Source organism: Methyloparacoccus sp. NF-16 (assembly GCF_056880625.1).
On the sequence record NZ_CP174130.1, the window covers coordinates 3,200,763 to 3,221,748 of the forward strand.

The 20,986-nt window shown below is 63.7% G+C and carries 18 protein-coding genes; 3 read left to right on the top strand and 15 right to left on the bottom strand.

The features are described from left to right. Nucleotides 1–70 precede the first annotated feature (70 nt). The gene (locus ACH5N8_RS15185; protein WP_483281937.1) at nt 71–1,324 is read right to left on the bottom strand and encodes a hypothetical protein; all 1,254 of its coding nucleotides are present in this window, start codon (nt 1,322–1,324) and stop codon (nt 71–73) included. A 798-nt stretch (nt 1,325–2,122) separates the two neighbouring features. Between ACH5N8_RS15185 and ACH5N8_RS15190 the strand changes: the two genes are divergently transcribed. Continuing rightward, nucleotides 2,123–3,913 (top strand): O-antigen ligase family protein, encoded by a 1,791-nt coding sequence (locus ACH5N8_RS15190; RefSeq protein WP_483281938.1) that lies wholly within the window; start codon nt 2,123–2,125, stop codon nt 3,911–3,913. 100 nt (nt 3,914–4,013) lie between these two features. Here ACH5N8_RS15190 and ACH5N8_RS15195 read toward each other — a convergent pair whose 3' ends face one another. From ACH5N8_RS15195 to hemW, 13 genes are all read right to left on the bottom strand, one after another. Then, entirely contained in the window at nt 4,014–5,498 is a 1,485-nt protein-coding gene (locus ACH5N8_RS15195; RefSeq protein ID WP_483281939.1) for a hypothetical protein, read from the bottom strand. 84 nt (nt 5,499–5,582) lie between these two features. After that, nucleotides 5,583–6,701, bottom strand: coding sequence for a glycosyltransferase family 2 protein (locus ACH5N8_RS15200; RefSeq protein ID WP_483281940.1), 1,119 nt, complete (start codon nt 6,699–6,701; stop codon nt 5,583–5,585). 154 nt (nt 6,702–6,855) lie between these two features. Beyond that, nucleotides 6,856–8,349, bottom strand: a complete 1,494-nt coding sequence (locus ACH5N8_RS15205) for a glycosyltransferase (RefSeq protein ID WP_483281941.1) — start codon at nt 8,347–8,349, stop codon at nt 6,856–6,858. 53 nt (nt 8,350–8,402) lie between these two features. Beyond that, entirely contained in the window at nt 8,403–9,593 is a 1,191-nt protein-coding gene (locus tag ACH5N8_RS15210; protein WP_483281942.1) for a glycosyltransferase family 2 protein, read from the bottom strand. Nucleotides 9,594–9,663: 70 nt separating this feature from the next. Further along, nucleotides 9,664–10,881 carry a hypothetical protein gene (locus ACH5N8_RS15215; protein WP_483281943.1) on the bottom strand — a complete coding sequence of 406 codons (1,218 nt, stop codon included), beginning with the start codon at nt 10,879–10,881 and terminating at the stop codon, nt 9,664–9,666. Further along, on the bottom strand, nt 10,878–11,489 hold the full coding sequence (locus ACH5N8_RS15220) for a hypothetical protein (RefSeq protein ID WP_483281944.1): 612 nt from the start codon (nt 11,487–11,489) through the stop codon (nt 10,878–10,880). Before ACH5N8_RS15220 ends, ACH5N8_RS15215 begins: the two co-directional genes overlap by 4 nt. A gap of 106 nt (nt 11,490–11,595) precedes the next feature. Beyond that, entirely contained in the window at nt 11,596–12,471 is an 876-nt protein-coding gene (locus tag ACH5N8_RS15225) for a glycosyltransferase family protein (RefSeq protein WP_483281945.1), read from the bottom strand. 4 nt (nt 12,472–12,475) lie between these two features. Continuing rightward, a complete protein-coding gene (locus ACH5N8_RS15230; RefSeq protein ID WP_483281946.1) occupies nt 12,476–13,393 on the bottom strand; it encodes a glycosyltransferase in 918 nt (305 codons plus the stop codon). Continuing rightward, nucleotides 13,390–14,547 carry a UDP-galactopyranose/dTDP-fucopyranose mutase family protein gene (locus ACH5N8_RS15235; RefSeq protein WP_483281947.1) on the bottom strand — a complete coding sequence of 386 codons (1,158 nt, stop codon included), beginning with the start codon at nt 14,545–14,547 and terminating at the stop codon, nt 13,390–13,392. Before ACH5N8_RS15235 ends, ACH5N8_RS15230 begins: the two co-directional genes overlap by 4 nt. A 76-nt stretch (nt 14,548–14,623) precedes the next feature. Beyond that, entirely contained in the window at nt 14,624–15,733 is a 1,110-nt protein-coding gene (locus ACH5N8_RS15240) for a glycosyltransferase family 2 protein (RefSeq protein ID WP_483281948.1), read from the bottom strand. Continuing rightward, nucleotides 15,733–16,230 (bottom strand): DUF4381 domain-containing protein, encoded by a 498-nt coding sequence (locus tag ACH5N8_RS15245; RefSeq protein ID WP_483281949.1) that lies wholly within the window; start codon nt 16,228–16,230, stop codon nt 15,733–15,735. Before ACH5N8_RS15245 ends, ACH5N8_RS15240 begins: the two co-directional genes overlap by 1 nt. Then, a complete protein-coding gene (locus tag ACH5N8_RS15250) occupies nt 16,223–17,191 on the bottom strand; it encodes a DUF58 domain-containing protein (protein ID WP_483281950.1) in 969 nt (322 codons plus the stop codon). The genes ACH5N8_RS15245 and ACH5N8_RS15250 overlap by 8 nt, the downstream gene beginning before the upstream one ends. Continuing rightward, complete coding sequence (gene hemW / locus ACH5N8_RS15255) at nt 17,191–18,372, bottom strand: radical SAM family heme chaperone HemW (RefSeq protein WP_483281951.1); 1,182 nt, start codon at nt 18,370–18,372, stop codon at nt 17,191–17,193. Before hemW ends, ACH5N8_RS15250 begins: the two co-directional genes overlap by 1 nt. A gap of 33 nt (nt 18,373–18,405) precedes the next feature. Here hemW and ACH5N8_RS15260 point away from each other — a divergent pair, with 33 nt between their 5' ends. After that, on the top strand, nt 18,406–19,272 hold the full coding sequence (locus ACH5N8_RS15260; RefSeq protein WP_483281952.1) for a 23S rRNA (adenine(2030)-N(6))-methyltransferase RlmJ: 867 nt from the start codon (nt 18,406–18,408) through the stop codon (nt 19,270–19,272). 4 nt (nt 19,273–19,276) lie between these two features. On the opposite strand, the gene ACH5N8_RS15265 is transcribed toward ACH5N8_RS15260, so the two are convergent. Further along, nucleotides 19,277–20,092 (bottom strand): inositol monophosphatase family protein, encoded by an 816-nt coding sequence (locus tag ACH5N8_RS15265; RefSeq protein WP_483281953.1) that lies wholly within the window; start codon nt 20,090–20,092, stop codon nt 19,277–19,279. Between the two features lie 149 nt (nt 20,093–20,241). On the opposite strand from ACH5N8_RS15265, the gene ACH5N8_RS15270 reads away from it, so the two are divergent. Next, nucleotides 20,242–20,979 (top strand): RNA methyltransferase, encoded by a 738-nt coding sequence (locus tag ACH5N8_RS15270; protein ID WP_460028470.1) that lies wholly within the window; start codon nt 20,242–20,244, stop codon nt 20,977–20,979. Nucleotides 20,980–20,986 lie beyond the last annotated feature (7 nt).

A 20,986-nucleotide genomic window follows, 5' to 3' on the forward strand; every position in this document is an offset into this window, starting at 1 on the left:
GCCCTATTTGAGCTATCTTCAACTCAAGTTACGCTGATGGTCATGTGCTTACCATCTGCTTCAAGCCATTTTACATTCCAGTGAATGTTCCATGGTCATGCGGCATCCAAGTGTCGCTGTAGACATCCCAATACGGATTACCGCTGACGGCGGATGCAGCAACAGGACCGCCCTGCTTCTTCGGATTATACAGACCGATAGAGAAGGCCATCATAGCGCTATCCGACAGCCCAGTGGAGGAACCCTCCGGCCGTGGGATGAACATTTTGTAGAAGCCAGCACCAGCAGGACCCGGCTCGTGCTTACCCCAGCCTGCGGTGAGGGGTACGATATTGTTCACACCGAAGGGGTTCGTGCTGGCATTGTAGGCGCACAGGAGAGATGCAACCTTGCCGCTTCCGCACTGCGGATCTTCAGTAGTCGGCAGCTCAGTATTGTATCCGACCAGCGCGGTGCTGATTTCGTACGGCAGGACAACATTGCGGGATACGAAATCTTCCTCAGTGTCATACACGTAGCCCGGCATTTCGCCCTTGTCACCCAGGTTTCTGTCATTCCAGAACACCATGAGTGTGGCGTTATGCCTACCCTGCTCATTTAGGGTCAGATCGATGACACGCCACGGCTGCTCACCACTGGTACGAATACCGGAAGCAATCGGGGACACGCGCGGTGCCACACGGTCCAGGCTCACGACTTCATTGAAGACCTTCGGGCCTACGCCAGCCGTATCGGCACCGTCGGACATCGCCAAGGTCGGGATCGTAACGATACCATTCCGCACCTCATTTTCACGCTGCAGCGTCATGTAGGCGTCGGCAAAGAAAGCGAAGTCAGCAGAGTTCACACCTGTATAGGCTGCCTCGGTAACGGCGACGAGATAGCCAATTACAGAATCAAACCCGAGCGGCCTCAGAACATCACGGTATACGTCAACCACCTGGACATCGTCCGGCGTCACAGGGAACGTGTCGTTCCAGACATGTCGGCTCTGGCGATCCAAGAGGATCCAATGGATCTCGTTGACTCTGGGGATACCCGGCGTCAGCTCAGCCAGTCCAGGGCTGTTGGTCGATTCACGACCATTCGGCTGGGTCGACAGCGGCCCACCCTGCATCACATGCGGAGCGGTGAACTGGATCATGGTGTCCTGACCTACGGAGCGCGGCACCACAAACCTGATGATGGTATTCACTTCGGCATTAAGCACCGGGTCTACTGCGTCATTGGCGTAGACAAACGGCACCAGCTGCGCTTCACCGGGCAAGCCCTGCAATACAGCATGTGCCGGCATCGTCGCAGCCGAGCCGGCGGCGAGCGCCATGCTGACTGCCAACTTTTTAAGGCATGTTTTCATAAAATCCTCGCATATCGATATCAGGTTTTACTTAAAGAGCCTGACAGATTCTCCTGCGGAGACTCCATCAAACCCCGGAGAGCGGGAGCTAACCTCGTCTCACCCCCGTTTCCCGCTCACCTTGCCATGACGCACCCGGGCTTTCGGTATCATTGCCATGGCATCAAGCAGAGAGCGTAGGTGTAAAGTAGTCCACCCCGCTCCGGCTTGTCAAGCAATCATTGCAAAAAAGCCACAATCCGTAGCCACAGCCAACCTTGCCGCCCCCCTATCACCCTGCCTGAAGCGCCAGAGCGCCATGTGTCATGCGACTTTTTCGTGCAGCAGAGTTCACTGTCGTCGGCATACCGCAATGTTGCTCTTTGGCAACGACCCTTGCACGAAGGCCGCTCTACGGAGCTTAGCAGCTGCAGAATGCCGTACCCGCTCTCCCGACAAGGCGGGCACCATCACCAAGGCAACGGCCGGCGCTTGCCCATGAAGCATGGCGACCAATATCACTGACCCCTTGCCCGGCAGGCTATGCCCGCGACGCGCCGACAACCTTGCCTCTTTCTGCCCGCCACGGTTCGCTGAAGAACCGTGCGAGCGAATGCTATGCTTCCCAAACTGGTGCAAAATCTTGCCCGATGCCAGGCTTGCGTACACATCACCTGAGGTTCACTGCGACTTATGACTGCGGTTTTGACGACTCTCTGCCAACAGTTCTGGATCCGAGCGTCCCTGCTTGCCTTGCCTTGGGTATTGTGCCTGCGTGTCGACGCCATGATCGCACCGAACGAAGAGCCGAAATGGGCGGTTTTCGTCCTGGTGGGGCTGGGGTTAGCCATCAGCGGCACCTGGTTGCGTTTCCAGGAATGCCGATCCTCTGAAAACGTCACCTTGAAGCCTCGGGATCCTGTGTGGGTCCGCGTGTTATGCCTGATTTTTCTGGCCGGCATTGCGCTTGGCGCCTGCTACAGCGTCAATCCGGAGGCCGCCATGAACCGCCTGGCCTTCTGGCTCGCGGCCGGGCTGGTTTTCGCCAGTAGCAGCGCCTCCGCCCACGGGGTCGCGCACTACTTCCGCGGCCTACAATGGGCGCTGGCCATCTCGGCCTGCCTGCTGGCAGCCTTCTTTTGGCGCGATTATTTCCTCAAATTCAACAATCCCGGCTTCAACAAGTTCGTCCTTTTTTCACGCATCGGCCATTTCAATTTCACCGCCGATGTGCTGGTGATCCTGATACCGCTATTGGCGTGGACAACGCTTTCGCCCCAGTCCGCCTGGCTGCCCCTGCTAGCGTTGCCTGCCTTGTTGACGACGGGCTTCATGCTGCTAACCAGCGGCAGCCTTGGCGGCATGGGTGGGCTAGCCGTTGGCGCGGGCATAGCCGGTACGCTCGGGATACTGGCCATCATGCTTGGACAAAGCAGGCGCCTGCCTTCACCACGCCAGGCAAGACCCCACCGGAAATGGCTGCTAACGCTGGCCGGCATGGCCACCATCGCGACTCTGACAGGCAAGCCCATCCTGGATCGCATGCCCGCCACCTTCAAGGAACAGATGTTCACACGCGCCGTGTGGTGGAAAGCACCCAAGGCAAGCGACCTCGCCAACGCGAAACAGCTGCCACCATTGGCTCCATTCTGGTTGGCGATCCAGCCTTACCTTGGCGCACGCACGGCCATGTGGGCCAGCACCACAGGCATGATTGCGGAGCAGCCCTGGATCGGCTACGGAACTGGCAGCTATCTATATGAGTACCCGGCCTTTGCCAAGCGCTATGACGTTTTCGGGGATTTCGAAACCCTGGGCAGCCGAATCAAGACGAATCCACACAATGTCCTGTTGCAGATCGCTGCCGAACACGGTGTGCCAATGGCGGTCCTGTTCGCCGGACTGTATATCGGGTTGACCGCCCAGATCATGCGCCAAGCCTGGCGAGAGCCCTGCGCATTCTGGCTGTGCGCGGTCTGGGTATTGTGGGCAGCGGGGCTGGATGCCCAGGTGAACCATGTGTTCTTCAATCCGGCCAGCCTGTTCATGGCCGCCCTGGCGTTGGGCGTCTTCCATGGCCGCCTACCCGTCGCCAATTACCCTGCAACAAGCTGGCCCTGCCATTTCTGGCGATCCCCATTGTCCGTGCCGCTGGCCATAGGCTTGGCGCTGATCCTAGCCAGCTATCCTCTCCGCTGGGTTGTCTCCGAACATTATGCCGATATGGCGCGGAAACTGCCCTACATCGACCGCTCGGCATCCACACTGGACGAACGCTCTCACTGGGAAACCGCACTGAAGTGGTCCCCCAACAACACGAGGGCCCTGTTTGGGCTGGCCGCAACCTCGCTGAGGATGGGAGATGAATCAACAGCCATTCGCGAACTGCAACGGTTCCTGGCGCTTTCGCCACACCATGCCGAGGGACTGGCCTTGCTTGCCAGCCTTCAGGCCCGGGCGGGAGCGGTTGACGATGCAGCTATCAACCTGGAGAGGGCGATCCGGTTGGAGCCCGACCTGCCAAAATTCCGCGAAACCCTCACCGAAATCAACCGGCTCAGGGCTCAGCCTCGCTAGACCTTGTGATAGCTGCTCAGGGGTAGCCGCGGTGGACAGGGATCCATGTTGGCGCAGATATGGGATGAAGCCGCGGTTAGCCGCTCCGTGCCTCGGCTGATCACAGCTCGACCCACCATCTGGCAAGCGCCTCATCCTGTCCAGCCATATCGGCCAGCAGCACCTCGGACGGCAACAGAATGCCCTCTGCCGAGAAGAGCCCCTGCAATTGAGCCCGATATTCCGGAAGCCTATCAACTGGCATGCGCGCCAAAGCCTGACGATACCGATACCCCCGGTTAAGGAACAGGGCCTTTTCGAGGGAAGGCTCGTAATGCCGGCAAACGAAGTCACGCAATACGGCGTCGACCGCGCAAAGGTCTCGCTCAAGGCTGGATTCATCGTGCGCGGAATCCTCAACCGATCTTGCCTGACAACCAGCAGTGCCATGGGCGCAGGACAGTACGGAGGTCCGTTCAGACAGGGCGTGAGCCATGAAACGGAACGCAAGATCGTGAAACTGCCCTGCCTCGGCGGGAAATGACAGACCATGCTCCTGGAGGAACCGCCGCCGAAACAGACATGCGTCGAGTAGAGGCGGACAGCCCAGTAGCGCGCGTGGTTCGACCAGAAGCCCGGTTGCCGAGCCTGTCTGAGGGTCTAGCTCTGCGGCGGTTATTGACGATCCCGACGGATGACGGCAGAAGGCAATATCGCTGTTGAAGCGGACGGCGGATTCGAGCAACCCCCCGAGCATTGAAGGTTCAAGGCCACCCTGCGCTGCGTCGGCAAAGGCAACAAAAAGTCCGGAGGCCTCGCGCAAACCAAAGGTACGCGCCTCAGCCATGGACCATGCGGGCGCCCGCAGCACTCGAATACGATCATCCTGGATGTCCCGTAAAGGTCCAAGCCACGGGCCGCTCTCGGGATCACATTCCGCCGGCAAGACCAGAAGAAGCTCGACATCGATCAGCGATTGCGCCAGGAGAATTGCCAGAGAACGATAAACCTCATCCAGCACCTGCCGGACAGGGAGGGACACGATGAGGGTGACATCAGGTCCCCTTTCCTGGCGTCCGGACATCGGGAGCGCGACCGTGGCATTGTGCCAGTAGAACTGCCGGGCAGTTTCCCGGCTACCTCGATGCAGCCAGAGCGGATTGGCGAGCCATTCGTCGAATTCACCCGCCAGATAGCCGATCCGAAAGCCGGTGACCAGAGCCTCGACAAGGCTGGCCGAAAAGTACTTCCAATCGACCCATACTTTACCCAAGACCCTGGATTCGTCACCCAGGCTAGCCATGCAGGCATCACTGGAACCGTGCAGGATCAGGTTGTTGACAGCCAAAGATTGAGCCGACTCACCGATGACCTCGCGCAGAAACCTGTCCCGCTCGACAACATGGACGGGGTACCTGGGATCATTGATGGCCCAACGCAGCGGCAGCAATCCCGACTTGCCACCGAAGATTAGCGATGGTCCTTCATGCGTATTGCACTCGGCATGAAGCCCATAAAAAAAATGTGACAGGCGCCATTTGTCGTCCTCAAGAAGATGCTGAGGCGTCAACACAGAAAGATAGCCGACGAGGTCTTGCACTCTCATAGCGATATGTCGAACCCATCCTGCCGGCTAGCGCCTAAAATACGATGGGATGCAGAGATGATCATGGCTCAGAAAGCCCGAGAACTAGGCCATGCCCGCAGATAAACCTACCAGTTTCTGCACATCCGCCCGCATCAAAGCATCAACCACCGGCCTTTGGCTTGGACTATCCGGGCACTCCAGGATCCAGTAATCATTCAGCCAGTCCTCCGGCACATTGTCCCGCACAATCTGGCTGGCTTTGGAAAAAAAGTCATGGCGCTGCCCGGGAAACGTCATGCCCCCACACCACCAAATTGCACGTATCAAAGAATAGAGAACCGCAGCACCGATGGCTGCGGGAGGATTCAAGTCCCGCATGGATTGGAGAGATTCAAGCGCTACTTCAAGTGCATCGAACCGGGTATTGCCACGCTGGGTCGTGATTTTACCCGGTCGATTGACACGATAGATATAATGGAAATCAGCGATCAAGCCGATCCTGCTGGCCAGTGCCAACATCCTCAGATGCACGGGCGGGTCCTCGAACAGACGCCCTGCAGGAAAACATAGACGATGCGAATGAAAGAAATCCCGCCGAATCAGGCGATAGTTCGCGTTGGGCTCCAACAGGAACAAGTCGGGTTCTTCAAGTCGCGATATCACCCGGACCTGTGCCCTGCCCAACAGGCGGTCCCACACCCATTGGTCGTAAAAGGGAAACGCATGCTGGGTCTTGGCGTCGTAAACCAAGCTCCTCGCGAGAACCACTTCGCAGGCCTGCCGTTGCGCAAAGCCATACAGTTTGCATAGCGAGCCCGCCATCTGAAAGTCGTCGCTATCCAGGAAAGCGAGATACCTCCCTCTCGCGAGCTTGGCACCAAGATTTCTGACCGCAGAAAGCCCTTGGTTATCCTGCCGAATAAAGAGAGCCTGGACGTCCTGTCTGCCCCGCAGCAAGCTGGAGATTTCGACGGCTGAATCATCGGTAGAACCATCATCAATGATGATGATCTCGAGAGATATCAGGTGACAGTTCGACAGCACACTCAAGAGGCATTCGTCAACATAATCTCTGACATTATATACCGGGATGATCAGCGAGACGTCAGGATCAGCACGCTTGACGATTGAACGGCTATCCAGGATGACTTCGCATGATGCCTGAACACCTTCTTTACCAAGGCTATTGGCCATGTGTTGCATTTCCGGAAATGTCAGCATGATCCCCTCATCCCAACAAGCTGGACATCAGAAGATCAACCCAAGCCAAGGCTTACGATGTTTTGGGGCCTAGCATGGCAGGGTATTTCTTGATCTATTACCACGTCACCCAGCAAGCGAAAGCCTGCTTTTGGACTTGATAAACACGGCCAGGCTAGTTGGCGTAATCCTTGACGGACATCCAGGCATCCTTGCCAGCATCGGACCGATAGCGCATGGATTTTGCCCACAACGATCGACTTCGCCCCAGAGAGCGGGTGGACTTCAGCAATATTCCCGGCGGCAAGGACACATTGTCCCCAAAAAGGTCGTATCTGGCGGCATTCGTATAGGTATTGTGCAGCCGGGGTTCAATGACACTCGCTGCCCAATAATGCGAGGCTACCTGAGTCTTGAAAAGCGCCTCCTCCAGCTCCCGGGAATGATGTTGCCGCACAAACTCCTTCAATATCTGAAAAATTGGAAAATGCACGTAAAGTCGCTCATCGGCGACACCGATATCCTGCCCAGGACGTTGCTGCCGGTAATTGTAATAGCATCCATTCACAACCGATAACCGCTGCGCCAGCGCCAGGGTCATGAAATGAAACGGGGTGTCGTCAAATCGCCGCAAGTTTCTGGCGAAGTCCAGCCCGTTTTCTTCAAGAAAATCCCGCCGGTATATTCGACGCCATATCGAAGGCTTCAGGGGTATCAATGCCTTGGGGTTCTCCACCAGGCCTTCGCCCGGCGAGAGCGCACGGGACAGCTGGAAATGCTCCCGCTCATCTTCCCGCGTGTTATCCACTTGGTAGACATGCCGAAAACCGCATTGTGCTATATCGCTGCCAAACCGAATCGCCGACTCCGCCAGCGCCTGATACATCGGCGGGTCGACCCAATCGTCTCCATCCAGGAAACCGATAAAGAGCCCACCAGCAGCCCTCATGCCATTCGAACGGGAAGCCGCGCACCCAGCATTTTCTTGATGCAGAACCTTGATGCGAGCATCCCGCCTTGCCCACTCGTCGGCGATCTTTCCAGAACGATCCCTGGCGCCATCATCGACCACAATGATCTCCATCGCGTCGAGGGTTTGCGTAACCAGGCTTTCCAGGCACTGGTCCAGGCAAGCCTCGACCCCATAGGCGGGTACCACCACCGACACGTCGGGACCGGCAAAGCGGCATCCCGCGATCACGCCAGACTGCCCGGTGATACGCCAATGGAAGTTTTTTGCAACTTGGCGACTCAGGCGGTGAACCCACAAAACATTCGCCTTAGCCTCGGAAAATTCTCCCGCCAGGTAATCAAAACCAGTCCTGGCGGCAAGCGTCGTCAAAAGTTCGCGATCGAAATACTCCCTGTCGAAGTGAACAGCCCCCACGGGGCCCTTATCCAACTCAGGTAATGCCAGAGCATCCAGGCAGGATGCATGAAGTCTGACGTTCTGAAGACCCAGCATGGCAATGGATTCGGCAATTGCCAGCCTCAGGGCCGGATCTCGCTCGACGGCATGAATCGTCTCGGAAGGGTTACGATACGCCCGCACCAGGGCATACAACCCTGAACGTCCCCCAAAACTGAGCATGCTGGTGTCAGGCGCCCCGACAAAAGCGGCGGGCCCTAACCAGTGATGGCGGATTCGCCACAGATCATCCGTAATCATCTTTTCTGGCGTTCTGGATGACAGCCCAGACAGAACGCGCTGAATATAATTATTTATCGCCCCCATGAGATAAATCCCGATAATTGTCGACGATCAATAAAGTTGACAAGAATTCGTTTGGCACGAGCCATAAGCAGATCAAGCCTCCCTGCCCTCAACAGCAGATAAGCCGAGCGCACGGGGTCCTTTCTGCCCGCAGCCAGACCAATCAATCTCGACCTGTCACCGGAAAGCAGTGCGCTGCCAATCAGGTAATAGATATCTTCGGGAAGTTTTTGTCCAGGATAAGCCGCGACCCAAGCACTGGGTGGCATGCTGGAGAAAATTTCGCAGGCCTTTCCATAGAACTCATGGCGGAGATCCGATGGCAGCATGGTGCCGCACCACCAGGCAATGCGGATGAGTCCGTAGAGTACCGCCGCGCCCTCCCGATCCGTCAGCTCGGCAGAGGCAAGCTTCTCGATAGTTTCGGCCGCAACGGCAAGGATATCAAACCGCTTTCGGCTGCGGTCGGCTGTGGTCTTGCCCGGACGCGCCACCCGATACCAGTAATAGGGGATGTCCATCAGGCCCACACGGGTGGAACTTGCCAGCATTTCGTAATGAACCGGCGGATCCTCGAAGAATCGTCCCTCGGGAAACCTCAACCGCCCGCTCTCGAACAGCTTGCGGCTGATGAGCCGATAGTTTGGATTTGGCTCCAAATAGAACAGGTCGGGATTTCCATGTCTGGAAACCACCTTGCTGACACTGCCGCCAAGCAGTCGGTCCCACGCCCAGTCGTCGTAAAACGGATAAACATCATGTGTCTTGGAATCAAACACCAGGGTCCGCCCCATAACCACATCGCAGGCATTATGCCGAGCAAAATCCACTGCATCCTTGACGACCCCCGCCATTAGCAGATCATCGCTATCCAGAAAACCAATATACTCGCCTTTGGCAAGATTCAGCCCGAGGTTGCGAGCCGCCGACACCCCGGCATTTTTCTGTTTGATATACAGCAGTTCGCAAGGCCAGTTCCGGGCCAGAACAGACATGATGACATCATGCGTGCCATCGGTTGACCCATCATTGACAATGATCACCTCCGCCAAGATGCCGTGCAGCGCAGCAAAGGCGGAGGTCAAACACTCCTCAACATAATGAGCAACATTATAGGCGGGAACAATCAGCGACACATCTGGTGGTACGTCCCGACTCTGCGCTCGGGAATCAAATTCAGCTTTGTATTCAAGGTGCATGTTTAACCTGATCAATCGAACTTATCGACCAACGCTGAACCGCTTGTTACTCAGAGCGGCGCAGGCCCGATCAATCGCTTATCTCTGCAATAGGTCCATGAAACCCATAGCGGAGCCCGTTTGCCCGCTCCTCGACCAAGGCACTCAGCCCATGGTTCTTGAGCATGCGGTAATAGGCACCCTGGCAGGTGTCGACCGGCTTCCGGTGCGCGGCCGTTAACGCATCGACGACCGCGATCCGCCGGGGTCCGAACAGCCGCCGCACCAGTCCGCCGAGTGCGAAATCCAGACCCCAGCCGCTGATGCTGCGGGGGAACAGGAAGGCGCAAGCCAGGAGCGCCTCGCGCTTGATCAGGGGCATCATGATTTCAACGGCATTCAAGTAGCGTCCCAGGGAACCCGATCGCTGCTTCAGCACCTCCCACGCACTGACCGAGTCCTGCGTCAACGCGGGCTGCGCCAGTTGCAGCTGCAATGTCTCCGCCAGCCGGAACAGGCGGGTGATGGCCTCCTCCGTGATCAGGACGTCATCATCCAGGTAAAGGATGTAGTCGTACTGCTCCAGGAATCCCGGCCGGTCCTCGAGCAGACGGTGGATCGCCGAAAACTTCGTCCCCAGACTCTGCGCCAGCACCACGTCCGCCCAATCCGCCTGATTGTAGGTGTCGTCGTAAAAATTCGCTATCACATGCCAGGGTCTGCGCCCCCCCGGCGACAGCCAGCGGCGATGGAGGGAGGACCGGCCGCATTGCAGAAAGACAGCCCAGCCGGCCGGACCGGCACGCCGGTCGGCAATCAGCTCCACCCGCACCTGCCGGAGAAAGTGCTGCTGTACCGTCTCCAGCATGTCGAGACTGCGATAGGCGCCTGCGCAAAAATCCCGCCCCGTCGACAGGAACAGCTCCAGGGGCGTGACATGGTTCGGCAAGCGTCCGGCGACATCCAGATAGGTCCGGGTATCGAACAGCGGGTGCGGATCGCGGTGCTCCGCCGCCCCCGCCTGGACATAATGCACCAGGGGATTGAGTCCCGCCCGGGCCGCTTCCGGAACGGTGCGCAGATACCAGGCGCTGTCGAACAGGGGATTGGGGTTCGCCATCTCCCAGGCGCCATGCTCGAGATAATGCCGCAGCGGATCGCTCCCGGAAGAGGCGACGTCGGGGTATTGCCGGCAATACCAGTCGGCGTCGAACAGTCGCGCCAGCGCGCCGTTCAGGGAGGACGGCGAGGACATGCCCGGCACCGGCCAGGTGCCGCCGCGCCAGGCGGTTGCGGCCGGTGCGCTCATGCGGCGGGATGCCGCCGCCGCAGGACGATCCGCTTCATGCCCCGCAGCGGAGCCGTCAGCCGCCAGCTGAGCGAAGCATAGACGCCGCGAAGCTCCTGCTCGCGTTCCCTGCGATGCCGCTCCTGCTCGGCCAGGCGTTCCTCCAGCTCCCGCCGCGTGGCCAGGGCCGCCGCCACCTGCCGGGCATGTTCCCGGGCTTGCTCGGCGCAGGTCGTCTCGAGGGCGGCCAGCCTATCCGTCAAGGCCTGCACCTGAGCCTGCCGTTCCTCAGCCGTCACCCGCAGGATTTCATGCGCCTGCAAGCAGGCATCCCGCTCTTGCTCGCAGGCCAACAGACAGGCATCCCGCTCCTGTTCGCAGGCCAGGAGTGCCTGCCGGTGCTCGGCCTCCCTGTCGGCCATCGCCCGCTCTGCCGCGGCGCTTGCCGCCGCCAGTCGGTGCTCCGATGCCAGCCTGACCTGCAACAGCCGGGCCTGCAAGTCCCGGCGGAGGTTTTCCCGCTCGCGGCGAGCCTGGTGCAGCTGGGCCTCCAGGTCCGCACACCGGCGCCGGCAGCTGGCAAGCTCGGCGCCGGGAGGAGCGCCAGGACGGGTCAGGTCATCGGACATGTGCGCGAAGGGGTGTTCCGGATGCGGGACGGCCGGGACATTGTAATGGTAATGTCATATTGCGGCGGCAGCCCGCCGGGCGCAGTTGTTGCCAAAACCCGGCGGATCAGGATGCGACCTCGCGCAGGCGCCGGGACAGCAAGGCCTCCGTTTCCCGCACCATGCGCGTCTCGGCGGCGCTCAAGGTCCCCCGGCGACGGTAATCAAACGCGGCCATGCAGGCCAGGTAGCGCCCGGGATCGGCGTCCCGCCAGAAACGCTTCAGGAAAGCCTGCACCCCATCCCAGGACCGATCCCACATGGCCTGGTCGCGCTTGTCCGGCGTATTGCCATCACCGGTCAGGCGGAATTCCGACAATGTCTCGAAGACCGGCTCGAAGCGCAGGCCCAGCGCCAGCAGGCGATGCAGGAAATTCCAGTCCTCCAGCACCTCCAGCGTTTCGTCGAAGCAGGGCCGCAGGACGCGGACGGCGTCCATCCGCACGGCGTAGGCATTGATGGGGATGAAGTTTTCAAACAGCAGGCAGCTGACGGGCAGGGGCGCATAGGCTGGCCCGGCATCCTGGCCCGGCACCCGGCGATTGCTGGCGGCATAGGCCACATCCGCGGACCCGCGGCACAGGGCATCCCAGAGCGTCGCCGCGAATGCCGGGTAGACGATATCGTCGTCGTCGAGAAAGAACAGGAAATCGAAGGGCACATCGCTCGCATGGACAGCCCTGAGCGCCTGATTCAGCGGATAGCCCCGATGCCGCCCGGTATCGGGCGCCTGGAGGAAGCGGATATCGGGATGGCAGCCACGGACCCGCTCCCTGGCGCTCTCAAGCTCCACCACGCTGCCGTGCACCACCACGAAAGCCGTCACCGGCAGCGCTTGCCGCGCCACCGAATCCAGCGCCTCGGCAAGCCCGTCCAGCCGCCGGGCCTGGGTACGGATGATCGCGGCGCCGCGCGGCCGGGCAAAAACCGCCCCGTCGCTCATGCCGTCACGCGAGCCTGCCCGCCCGGCCCGACAGGCCATCGCGGAGCGCCCGCACCAGCAGGCGGGTCGACGCGAGACTGCGCCAGCCTCCCGTCACCAGCCACATCAGCAGGCCGTACAACACGCCATCGATGGCGACCAGCGCCACGCATCGCGCGTACCGGCGCCGGACGAGCAGGCGGTTGCGGATGTTGTAGTAGTGCTTGCTGCCCAGCCTGGAGCTGTGCAGGCGGGATTCGGGGCTGCGCAAATGGTCGACGACGGCGCCGGGAATCAGCCACAGCCGCCACCCGGCCCGGCGCAGCCGGAGCGAATAGTCGGTGTCATCGAAGGCCATGAACAGATCGGCATCCGGCAGCGCAACCGCCCGCGCTGCCTCGGCCGCAACCAGGAAGCCGACGAAGGAGGCGGTATCGATTTCCGCCCGTGCCTGCCGATACCGCGCCCGCGCCAGGGGCCACTCCCAGCCGGCCCAGGAGCAGAACCGCCGGCGGTGACGAACCGCCCAGCGGCCGTATTCGCGCACCGCGACACCGACGCCACCGGTTCGGTCGGGCAGCCCGGGCAACGCCCCGATCAGGTTCGCCAGCGCGTCGGGCCGCGGAATCGCATCGTCGTCCAGCAGCCAGATCCAGTCCGCCTGCCAGGCCAGGGCCCGCTCCAGCCCGCGCGAGAAACCGCCCGCGCCGCCGACGTTGGACGGGTTGAGGATGATCTCCATCGGCAGTTCGCTGCCCTCGAGGCTGCGGTCCGCCCGGATCGTCCCGCCATTGTCGAAGACGATCAGATGATCCGGCCGCCGTGTCTGCGCCTCAAGGGCGTCGACGACCAGCCGCAGTTCCTCCGGCCGCTGATAGGTCACGATGACGGCCGCCACCCGCCAGCCATCCGGCCGGCCCGGCGCGGGCATGGCGGCGGTCATGCGCCCAGCGGGTCCTTCACGAAGGCCGGCATGGGCTGGCCGGCAAGGCAGGCCTCCCGGAAACAGTCCACGGTCTCCAGGGCTTCGCCGATGGTCACATCCATGTCGAGGTAGCGATAGGTGCCCAGGCGACCGACGAAGGTCACGCCGGTCTCCGCCCTGGCCCGGTCGACATAGCGCGCCAGCAGGGCCTTTTCCGCCACCAGCCGGATCGGGTAGTAGGGAATGTCGTCAGCCCCGCAGGCGCGGCTGTATTCCCGGAAGCACAGCGTCTTCTCATGCTGCTCCCAGGGGGCGAAATGCTTGTGCTCGCTGATGCGGGTCCAGGGCACGCTGTCATCGCAATAATTCATGACCGCGCACCCCTGGAAATCCCCCTCCGCCCGAATCGGCTCGAAGTCCAGCGTCCGGTATCCCAGCCGGCCCTCGGCGTGGTCGAACCAGGCGTCGATGGGGCCGCTGTAGAACACATGATCGAACGAGCCGGCCTCGGCGCGCCGGAAGCTGCGGTCCAGCTGGACGCGGATATTCGGATGCGCCAGCCACTGCCGGACGATGGCGGTATAGCCGTCCCGCGGCATGCCCTGGTAGCGATGGGCGAAATAGTTGTCGTCGTAATTGAAGCGCACCGGCAGGCGCTTGAGGATGCTGGCCGGCAAGTCCGCGGGGGCAACGCCCCATTGCTTGACGGTGTAGGTCCTGAAGAAGGCCTCGTACAGCTCCCGGCCGACGAAGCGCAGGGCCTGCTCCTCGAAGGTCTGCGGATCGTGGATGCGGCTGTCGCCGGCGGCGGCGATGAAAGCCGCGGCCTGCGCCGGGTTGAAGGTCTTGCCGAAGAACTGGTTGATGGTGAGCAGGTTGATCGGCAGCGAGAAGACCCGACCTCCGGTGGTGGCCTTGACCCGGTTGACATAGGGCTCGAAGGTGGCGAAGCGGTTGATGAACTGCCAGACCCGCTCGTTGTCGGTGTGGAAGATGTGCGGCCCGTAGACATGCACCATCACGCCCGACTCGGTGTCGCGCTCGCTGTGGCAGTTGCCCGCCACATGCGGGCGAGCATCCATGACGGTGACCTGATGCCCCTGCTCGGCCAGCTGATTGGCAATGACGGCACCCGAAAAGCCGGCGCCCACGACACCCAGATTCACACTCACCTCCCTCGAAGTCGATACCGGAAGCGCCGCAACGGGGCTCAGCGCGACGCAGCCGGCATTATCGCAGCTTTCCCGGTCATCCCCCGGCGATCCGCCGCACGACGCCGCGCAGAGAGCCCGGGCGATTGCCATCCGCCAGCTGCGCCAGCCGGGTCAGCAGGTTCACGGAACCGGACGCGAACAGCCCGGCCAGCAGCAGATGCTTGGGATCCCAGCCCTGCTGTCGCCGATAGGCCGCCAGCCAGGACCCGGGCACGGATGAGCGGAACAGCCCGCAGGCCTCGGCGAAGAACGCCCGGCGGGCGGCCGGCGGCGTTCTCACCCCGCAGCCCCAGGCCATGCGCAACAGGACCCGCAGGGCGGCGCCACCCTGCGGGGGCGCCACGGAACGTGCCCGGAGCGCATCGAGCGCCAGCGCCGCCACGCGCAGGGCGTCGAAGCGCCTCAGGCTGCGCGCCTCGGTGATCTTGCCCTCCCGGTTGACGCGATAGTGGTAATAGACCCGGTCGGCCAGGGCGATCCGGCGCGCCCCCAGCAGCATGCCGAAGTGAACGGGCGGATCCTCGAAATACAGCCCGCGCGGAAACTCCAGGGCCTGCTCATGGTAGAACGCCCGCCGAATCAGCCGGTAATTGACGTTGGGCTCCAGCGACAGCAGTCGGGGGCTTTGCCGGGCATCGGTGACGCGCGTGGCCCGGCCGGACAGCAGGCCCTGCCAGATGGCCGCGTCGTAGAACGGGCGGATGGCCTGGCTCGCCGAGTCGAACACCAGCGTCCGGCCCAGGACCACGTCGCTGCCGCTGGCCTCCGCCAGCCGCAGCAGACTGCCCAGGGCACCGGCAGCAAGGCGGTCGTCGCTGTCCAGAAAGCCGAGGTAACGTCCGCTGGCCAGCGTGGCGCCCAGGTTCCGCACCGCGGACAGCCCCTGGTTGGCCTGCTGGATCAGGACGGCCGGGAGGCGGCGTTCGGCCTGCAGGAAGGCATGCGCCAGCGCCAGCGAGCCATCGGTGGAGCCGTCGTCGATGACGATCAGCTCGAGATCGATCGCACCGGCATTGTCGGCGATCGATGCCAGGCATTCGGCCAGGTAGGGTTCGACATTGAAGACCGGCACGACCAGCGAGACCTGCGGCTGCCGGCCGGCGTCCCGGCGATGATCGGCAACGATCCGGAATGCGGCAGACATTACGACGGGGTGCGGCCAGGCCTCTCCGCCAGGGCCGTCAGCCAGGTGCGGCAATGCGCCAGCAGCGCCTCCAGCTGTCCTGCCGGGTCGGGGGCATACGGCATGCTGACCAGACCGCGCCCGTGACCCTCGCTGAAGAGCGGCCGCGGCCCGACCTCGTCCAGCCATCGCAACCAGTCCTCGCCGGACAGCCCCGCCACCGTCTCGCGGGGATAGAGGCTCAGGGCCACGCGGCGCATGAGGATGGACAGCGCCTGGGCCTTCTGCGCCGGCGACAGGGTGGCGTCGGCCTCCAGCCGGGCGATGTCGGCGAGGGCGATCTGCACCGGGCCGGGCCGGCGGCGACGGCGCCGCCACCACAGCGCCAGCCCCGCCATCAAGGCCAGCACCAGAACCGCAAGCCCCCACCAGCCGGGGGCCGGCGGCCACCAGCCGATCGGCTCGGGCAGATGAATGTCGCGCAGCGGCAGCTGCTCGATGTTCGCCGGCTCAGGCATGGCGCAGGGTGCGGTGAGCGCCGCGCTGAAGCACCGCCAGGGGCGATTCGGTCGTTCCGCAGTCGACGAAGCGCAGGCCGTGGCGGCGTGCCAGCGTGCGGACCTGCGCCTGACGCGTCAGGAAGCGCCGCTCCCACTCGGCGATGGCGGCCCGGTCGGCATCGATCACCCATTCCCGGGTTCCGTCGCCGTAGCGGCGGCGGCCGGGCGGCAGGTGCCGCTCCAGGGGATCGTGAATCATCACCAGCACGCCGTCGCAATGCCGGGACAGGCGACTCAGCGCCGCCTCGCCAGCGGCATTGAGCCCGCGAAAATCGCTGAAGATGAACACCAGGCTGCCGGGCCGGGCGTGGCGGGGCAGATGCAGCAGGGCATCCTCCAGGGCTCGGACCGGGTCACCATCGGTAGCGGCGGCGCCGGCCTGGGCCCGGTCCACCAGCACCTTGAGCAGCCTGAGCACGGCCGCCTGGCCGTGCTCAGGCCGCAGCTCGATGCTGCCGGCCTCCGAAAACACCTGGCCACCGATGCGGTCGTCGTGCCGACGGGCGCTCCAGGCGACCAGGGCGGCCAGCCGGGCGGCCATCGCCGACTTGTACATGCCGCGGGTGGCGAAGAACATGCTGGCCCGGTAATCGACGCTGAGGAACACAGGGCGCTCGCGCTCCTCGCGGAACAGCTTGGTGTGCGCCCGGCCGGTCCGGGCGGTGACGCGCCAGTCGAGATTGCGCACATCGTCGCCGGGCATGTACAGGCGTGCTTCGTCGAACTCCATGCCCCGGCCCTTGAAGCGGGACAGGTACTGGCCGCTTTGCAGCGCCCGGGCGGTCGGGCGGGCCAGGGCGATCCCGGAGGCCGGATGGCTCAGGGCGATCAGCTCGTCGAGATCGGGGCGGACGACGGCGGCTGGCGGGGACGCCACGGGTGTGGCGGCTCCGGCGGGATGGCGGCGCAGCCAGGTCATCAGGGCAGGAACCGCTGCAGGACGTTGTCGAGGAAGTTGAAGCCGGTGGCCGTGCAGCGAATCCTGCCGGCCTGGTGCTCCAGCAGGCCCTCGTCGAGGCAGGCGGTCAGCTGTGGCTCCAGCCGGCCAAGCGGCAGCCCCGTGCGCGCGGCGAACAGCGGCTCGGCAAACCCCTCGCGCAGGCGCAGGGCGTTCATCAGGAATTCGAACGGCAGCTGGTCGGGCGCGACCCGCTGGCGCGTGCCCTGCCGGGCCGGATCGCCCGCGGCCGCCAGATAGTGCAGCGGGTGCCTGATTCGGGTGGTGCGGGTGACGTCGCCGGTGCGCATGTCGGTTATTTTGCCATGGGCGCCGGCGCCGATGCCGAGATAGTCGCCGAACCGCCAGTAGTTGAGGTTGTGCCGGCAACAGGCGCCATCGCGGGCGTAGGCGGAGACCTCGTACTGCTGGAAACCGGCCTGCGCCAGCAGCGCCTGGCAGGCCTGCTGCAGGGACCAGAGGGCCTCCTCCTCGGGCAGGCGCGGCGGATACTTGTGGAAGAGGGTATTGGGCTCCAGGGTGAGCTGGTAGAAGGACAGGTGCGTCGGTCCCAGCCCGATGGCGGTACGGAGGTCGGCCAGCGCCTCCGCCTCGCCTTGCTCCGGCAGGCCGAACATGAGATCCAGGTTGAGCGCGGCAAAGCCCGCCGCCCGCGCCATCTCGACCGCCGCCAGGGCCTCCTCGCGCCCGTGGATGCGCCCGAGCCGCCGCAGCTGCGCGGCATCGAAGCTCTGGATGCCCAGCGACAGCCGGTTGACGCCGGCCTGGCGAAATCCCCGGAAGCGGTCGCTTTCGGCCGTGCCGGGATTGGCCTCCAGCGTCACCTCGGCCGATGGCGCCAGGGCTACCCGGCGCCTGACGCCCGCCAGCAGATCCGCGATACCCGCCGCGCTGAACAGGCTCGGAGTGCCGCCGCCGATGAACACGGTCTCGACGGTCCGCTCGCCGATGGCGGCCGCCTCCGTTTCCAGATCGCGCAGCAGGGCATCGACGTAGGCGCGCTCGGGCAGTTCCGATTCGGCCCGGTGCGAGTTGAAGTCGCAATACGGGCACTTGCGGACGCACCAGGGGATGTGGATGTAGAGCCCGAGCGGCGGCGACACGATCGGACCGGCCGGGGCCAGGGGATGCCGGGAAGCCATTGCTATACTGCCATCGTTTTACCTGCCACCCTCATGCTGAGCTACCGTCACGCCTTCCATGCCGGCAACCATGCCGATGTCCTCAAGCACTGGGTGCTGAGCCTGATCGTCCGCGCCCTGCTGCACAAGGACAAGCCCTTCGTCTTCATCGACACCCATGCCGGCGCCGGCCGCTACCGGCTGGACTCGGACTGGGCCAGCCAGCACCGCGAGCACGAGACCGGCATCCAGCGCCTGTGGCGATCGGGTAACGTTCCCGAGGCCCTGGAACCCTACCTGTGGGCCGTGCGCACCACCAACCCCGGCCGCGAGCTGCTCTGGTACCCCGGCTCGCCCCGCATCGTCCGGCCCTTTCTCAGGCATCAGGACCGCATGGCGCTTTGCGAATTGCACACCAGCGAGGCCCGCATCATCGCCCGCGAGTTCGAGGGAGACCGGCAGGTCCGGATCGAGAGCGGCGACGGCTACCAGGCATTGCGGGCCTGGCTGCCGCCCCGCGAGCGGCGCGGCCTGGTGCACATCGACCCCGCCTACGAGCGCAGGGACGAGCGGCAGCGTGTCCTCAAGGCGCTCGCCGAGGCCCACGCACGCTGGCCCACCGGCATCTACGCCCTCTGGTACCCGATCCAGGACCAGGCCATGGCGGACGATTTCCGGCGCCGCCTGCAACGCCTGGGCATCCCGCGGATGCTGGCGGTAGAGCTGCGGGTGCTGGCCGACGAGGCGTTCCGGCTCAATGGCAGCGGCCTGATCCTGATCAATCCGCCCTGGCGGCTCGACAGCACCCTGGAACAGACCCTGCCCTGGCTGTGGGAGACCCTGTCGCACCGGGCAGAGGGCGGCTGGCGCGTGACCTGGCTCACCGGCGAGGCCCCGGCCGGGCCGGCGCGGCCGGCCTGAAGCCTCAGACGGTCGGCCGGCCGCGCAGCGGATCGGTCAGGTGCGGAGCGATCAGCTCCAGCATCGGCGCGTGCAGCTTGGGATTGGCGCAGACGATGCTGCCGGTGTCGAAATACTTGTCGCCGCCCTCCAGGTCGCTGACCAGCCCGCCGGCCTCCAGCACCAGCAGCACGCCGGCGGCCATGTCCCAGCGCTGGAGACCGATTTCCCAGAAGCCGTCGAAACGCCCGCAGGCGACGTAGGCCAGGTCCAGCGCGGCGGAGCCGGCCCGGCGGATGCCGGCGGCATCCCTGAGCAGGCTCTTGAGCATGGCGAGATAGGGATCGATGTAGCTCTGGTCCTTGAACGGGATGCCGGTGCCCAGCAGCGCGCCGTGCAGGCCCTTCTGCCGGGTGACGCGGATGCGCCGGTTGTTGAGCGTGGCGCCGGCGCCACGCTGGGCCACGAACAGCTCCTGCCGGAGCGGGTCGTAGACCACGCCGCGCTCGATCCGGCCGCGGTAGAACTGGCCGATGGAGACGGAGAACTGCGGAAAGCCGTGGAGAAAATTGGTGGTGCCGTCGAGCGGATCGATGACCCAGACATGATCGCTGCCGGCGGGGCCCTGCTCGCCGTGCTCCTCGCCGAGCACCGCGTGGCCAGGGTAAGCCTTGCGCAGGATGCCGACGATCTCGTGTTCGGCCTGGCGATCGACGTCGCTGACGAAGTCGTTGCGGCTCTTCAGGGAAATGTTCAGCAGGTCCACGCGGTCCATGGCGCGGACGATGATGTCGCCCGCCGCCCGGGCTGCCCGGACCGCGATGTTCAGCATGGGATCCATGTCTCGGGTCGTGCGCTCGGTAGGGTGAAGTAAGGGGGAGGGGCCGGGAAAGGCCGCGGCTCCGGCCTGGCGGCCAATGACCGGCAGCCGTCAAGGGTAGCAGACTTCTGCTATATTTTGCGCCCCTCGCAACCATGGACCCCGCCCGCATGAGCTCCCTCGCACAGGTGCGGATCGTGATGGTCAACACCACGCATCCCGGCAACATCGGTGCGGCGGCCCGGGCGATGAAGAACATGGGCCTCGCCGACCTGGCGCTGGTGGCGCCCCTGGACTTCCCCAGCGGCGAGGCGACCGCGCGGGCCTCCGGCGCCGACGATGTGCTGGCGGGCGCAGAGGTGTTCCCGACCTTGGACGCGGCCATCGCCGATCGCGAACTGGTCGTCGGCGCCAGTGCCCGCCTGCGCAGCATCGCCTGGCCGCAGCTCGACCCCCGCGAATGCGCCGCCCGGGTGCTCGGCACCGAGGCCAGGACGGCGATCCTGTTCGGCCGCGAGCATTCCGGCCTGACCAACGAGGAACTGGAGCGCTGCCACTTCCTGCTGCACATTCCCTGCAACCCCGACTACAGCTCGCTCAACGTGGCCGCGGCAATCCAGGTCGTGGCCTACGAGCTGTTCATGGCCGCCCGCCAGGCGCGGCCCGGCCCGTCAGGCGATGGCGATACCGCCGCGCCGGCCACGGGCGAGCAGATGGCGTCCTTTTTCGGCCATCTGGAGAACACCCTGCGCGACATCCGCTTCCTCCACGCCAGCAAGCACGAAACCTCGATCCTGCGGCGGCTGCGGCGACTGTTCAACCGCGCGCGGCCGGACGAGAAGGAGCTGCACCTGCTGCGCGGCATCCTCACCGCGGTGCAGCGGCAGGCCGGCAACCGGCCGGACTAGCGTCGCG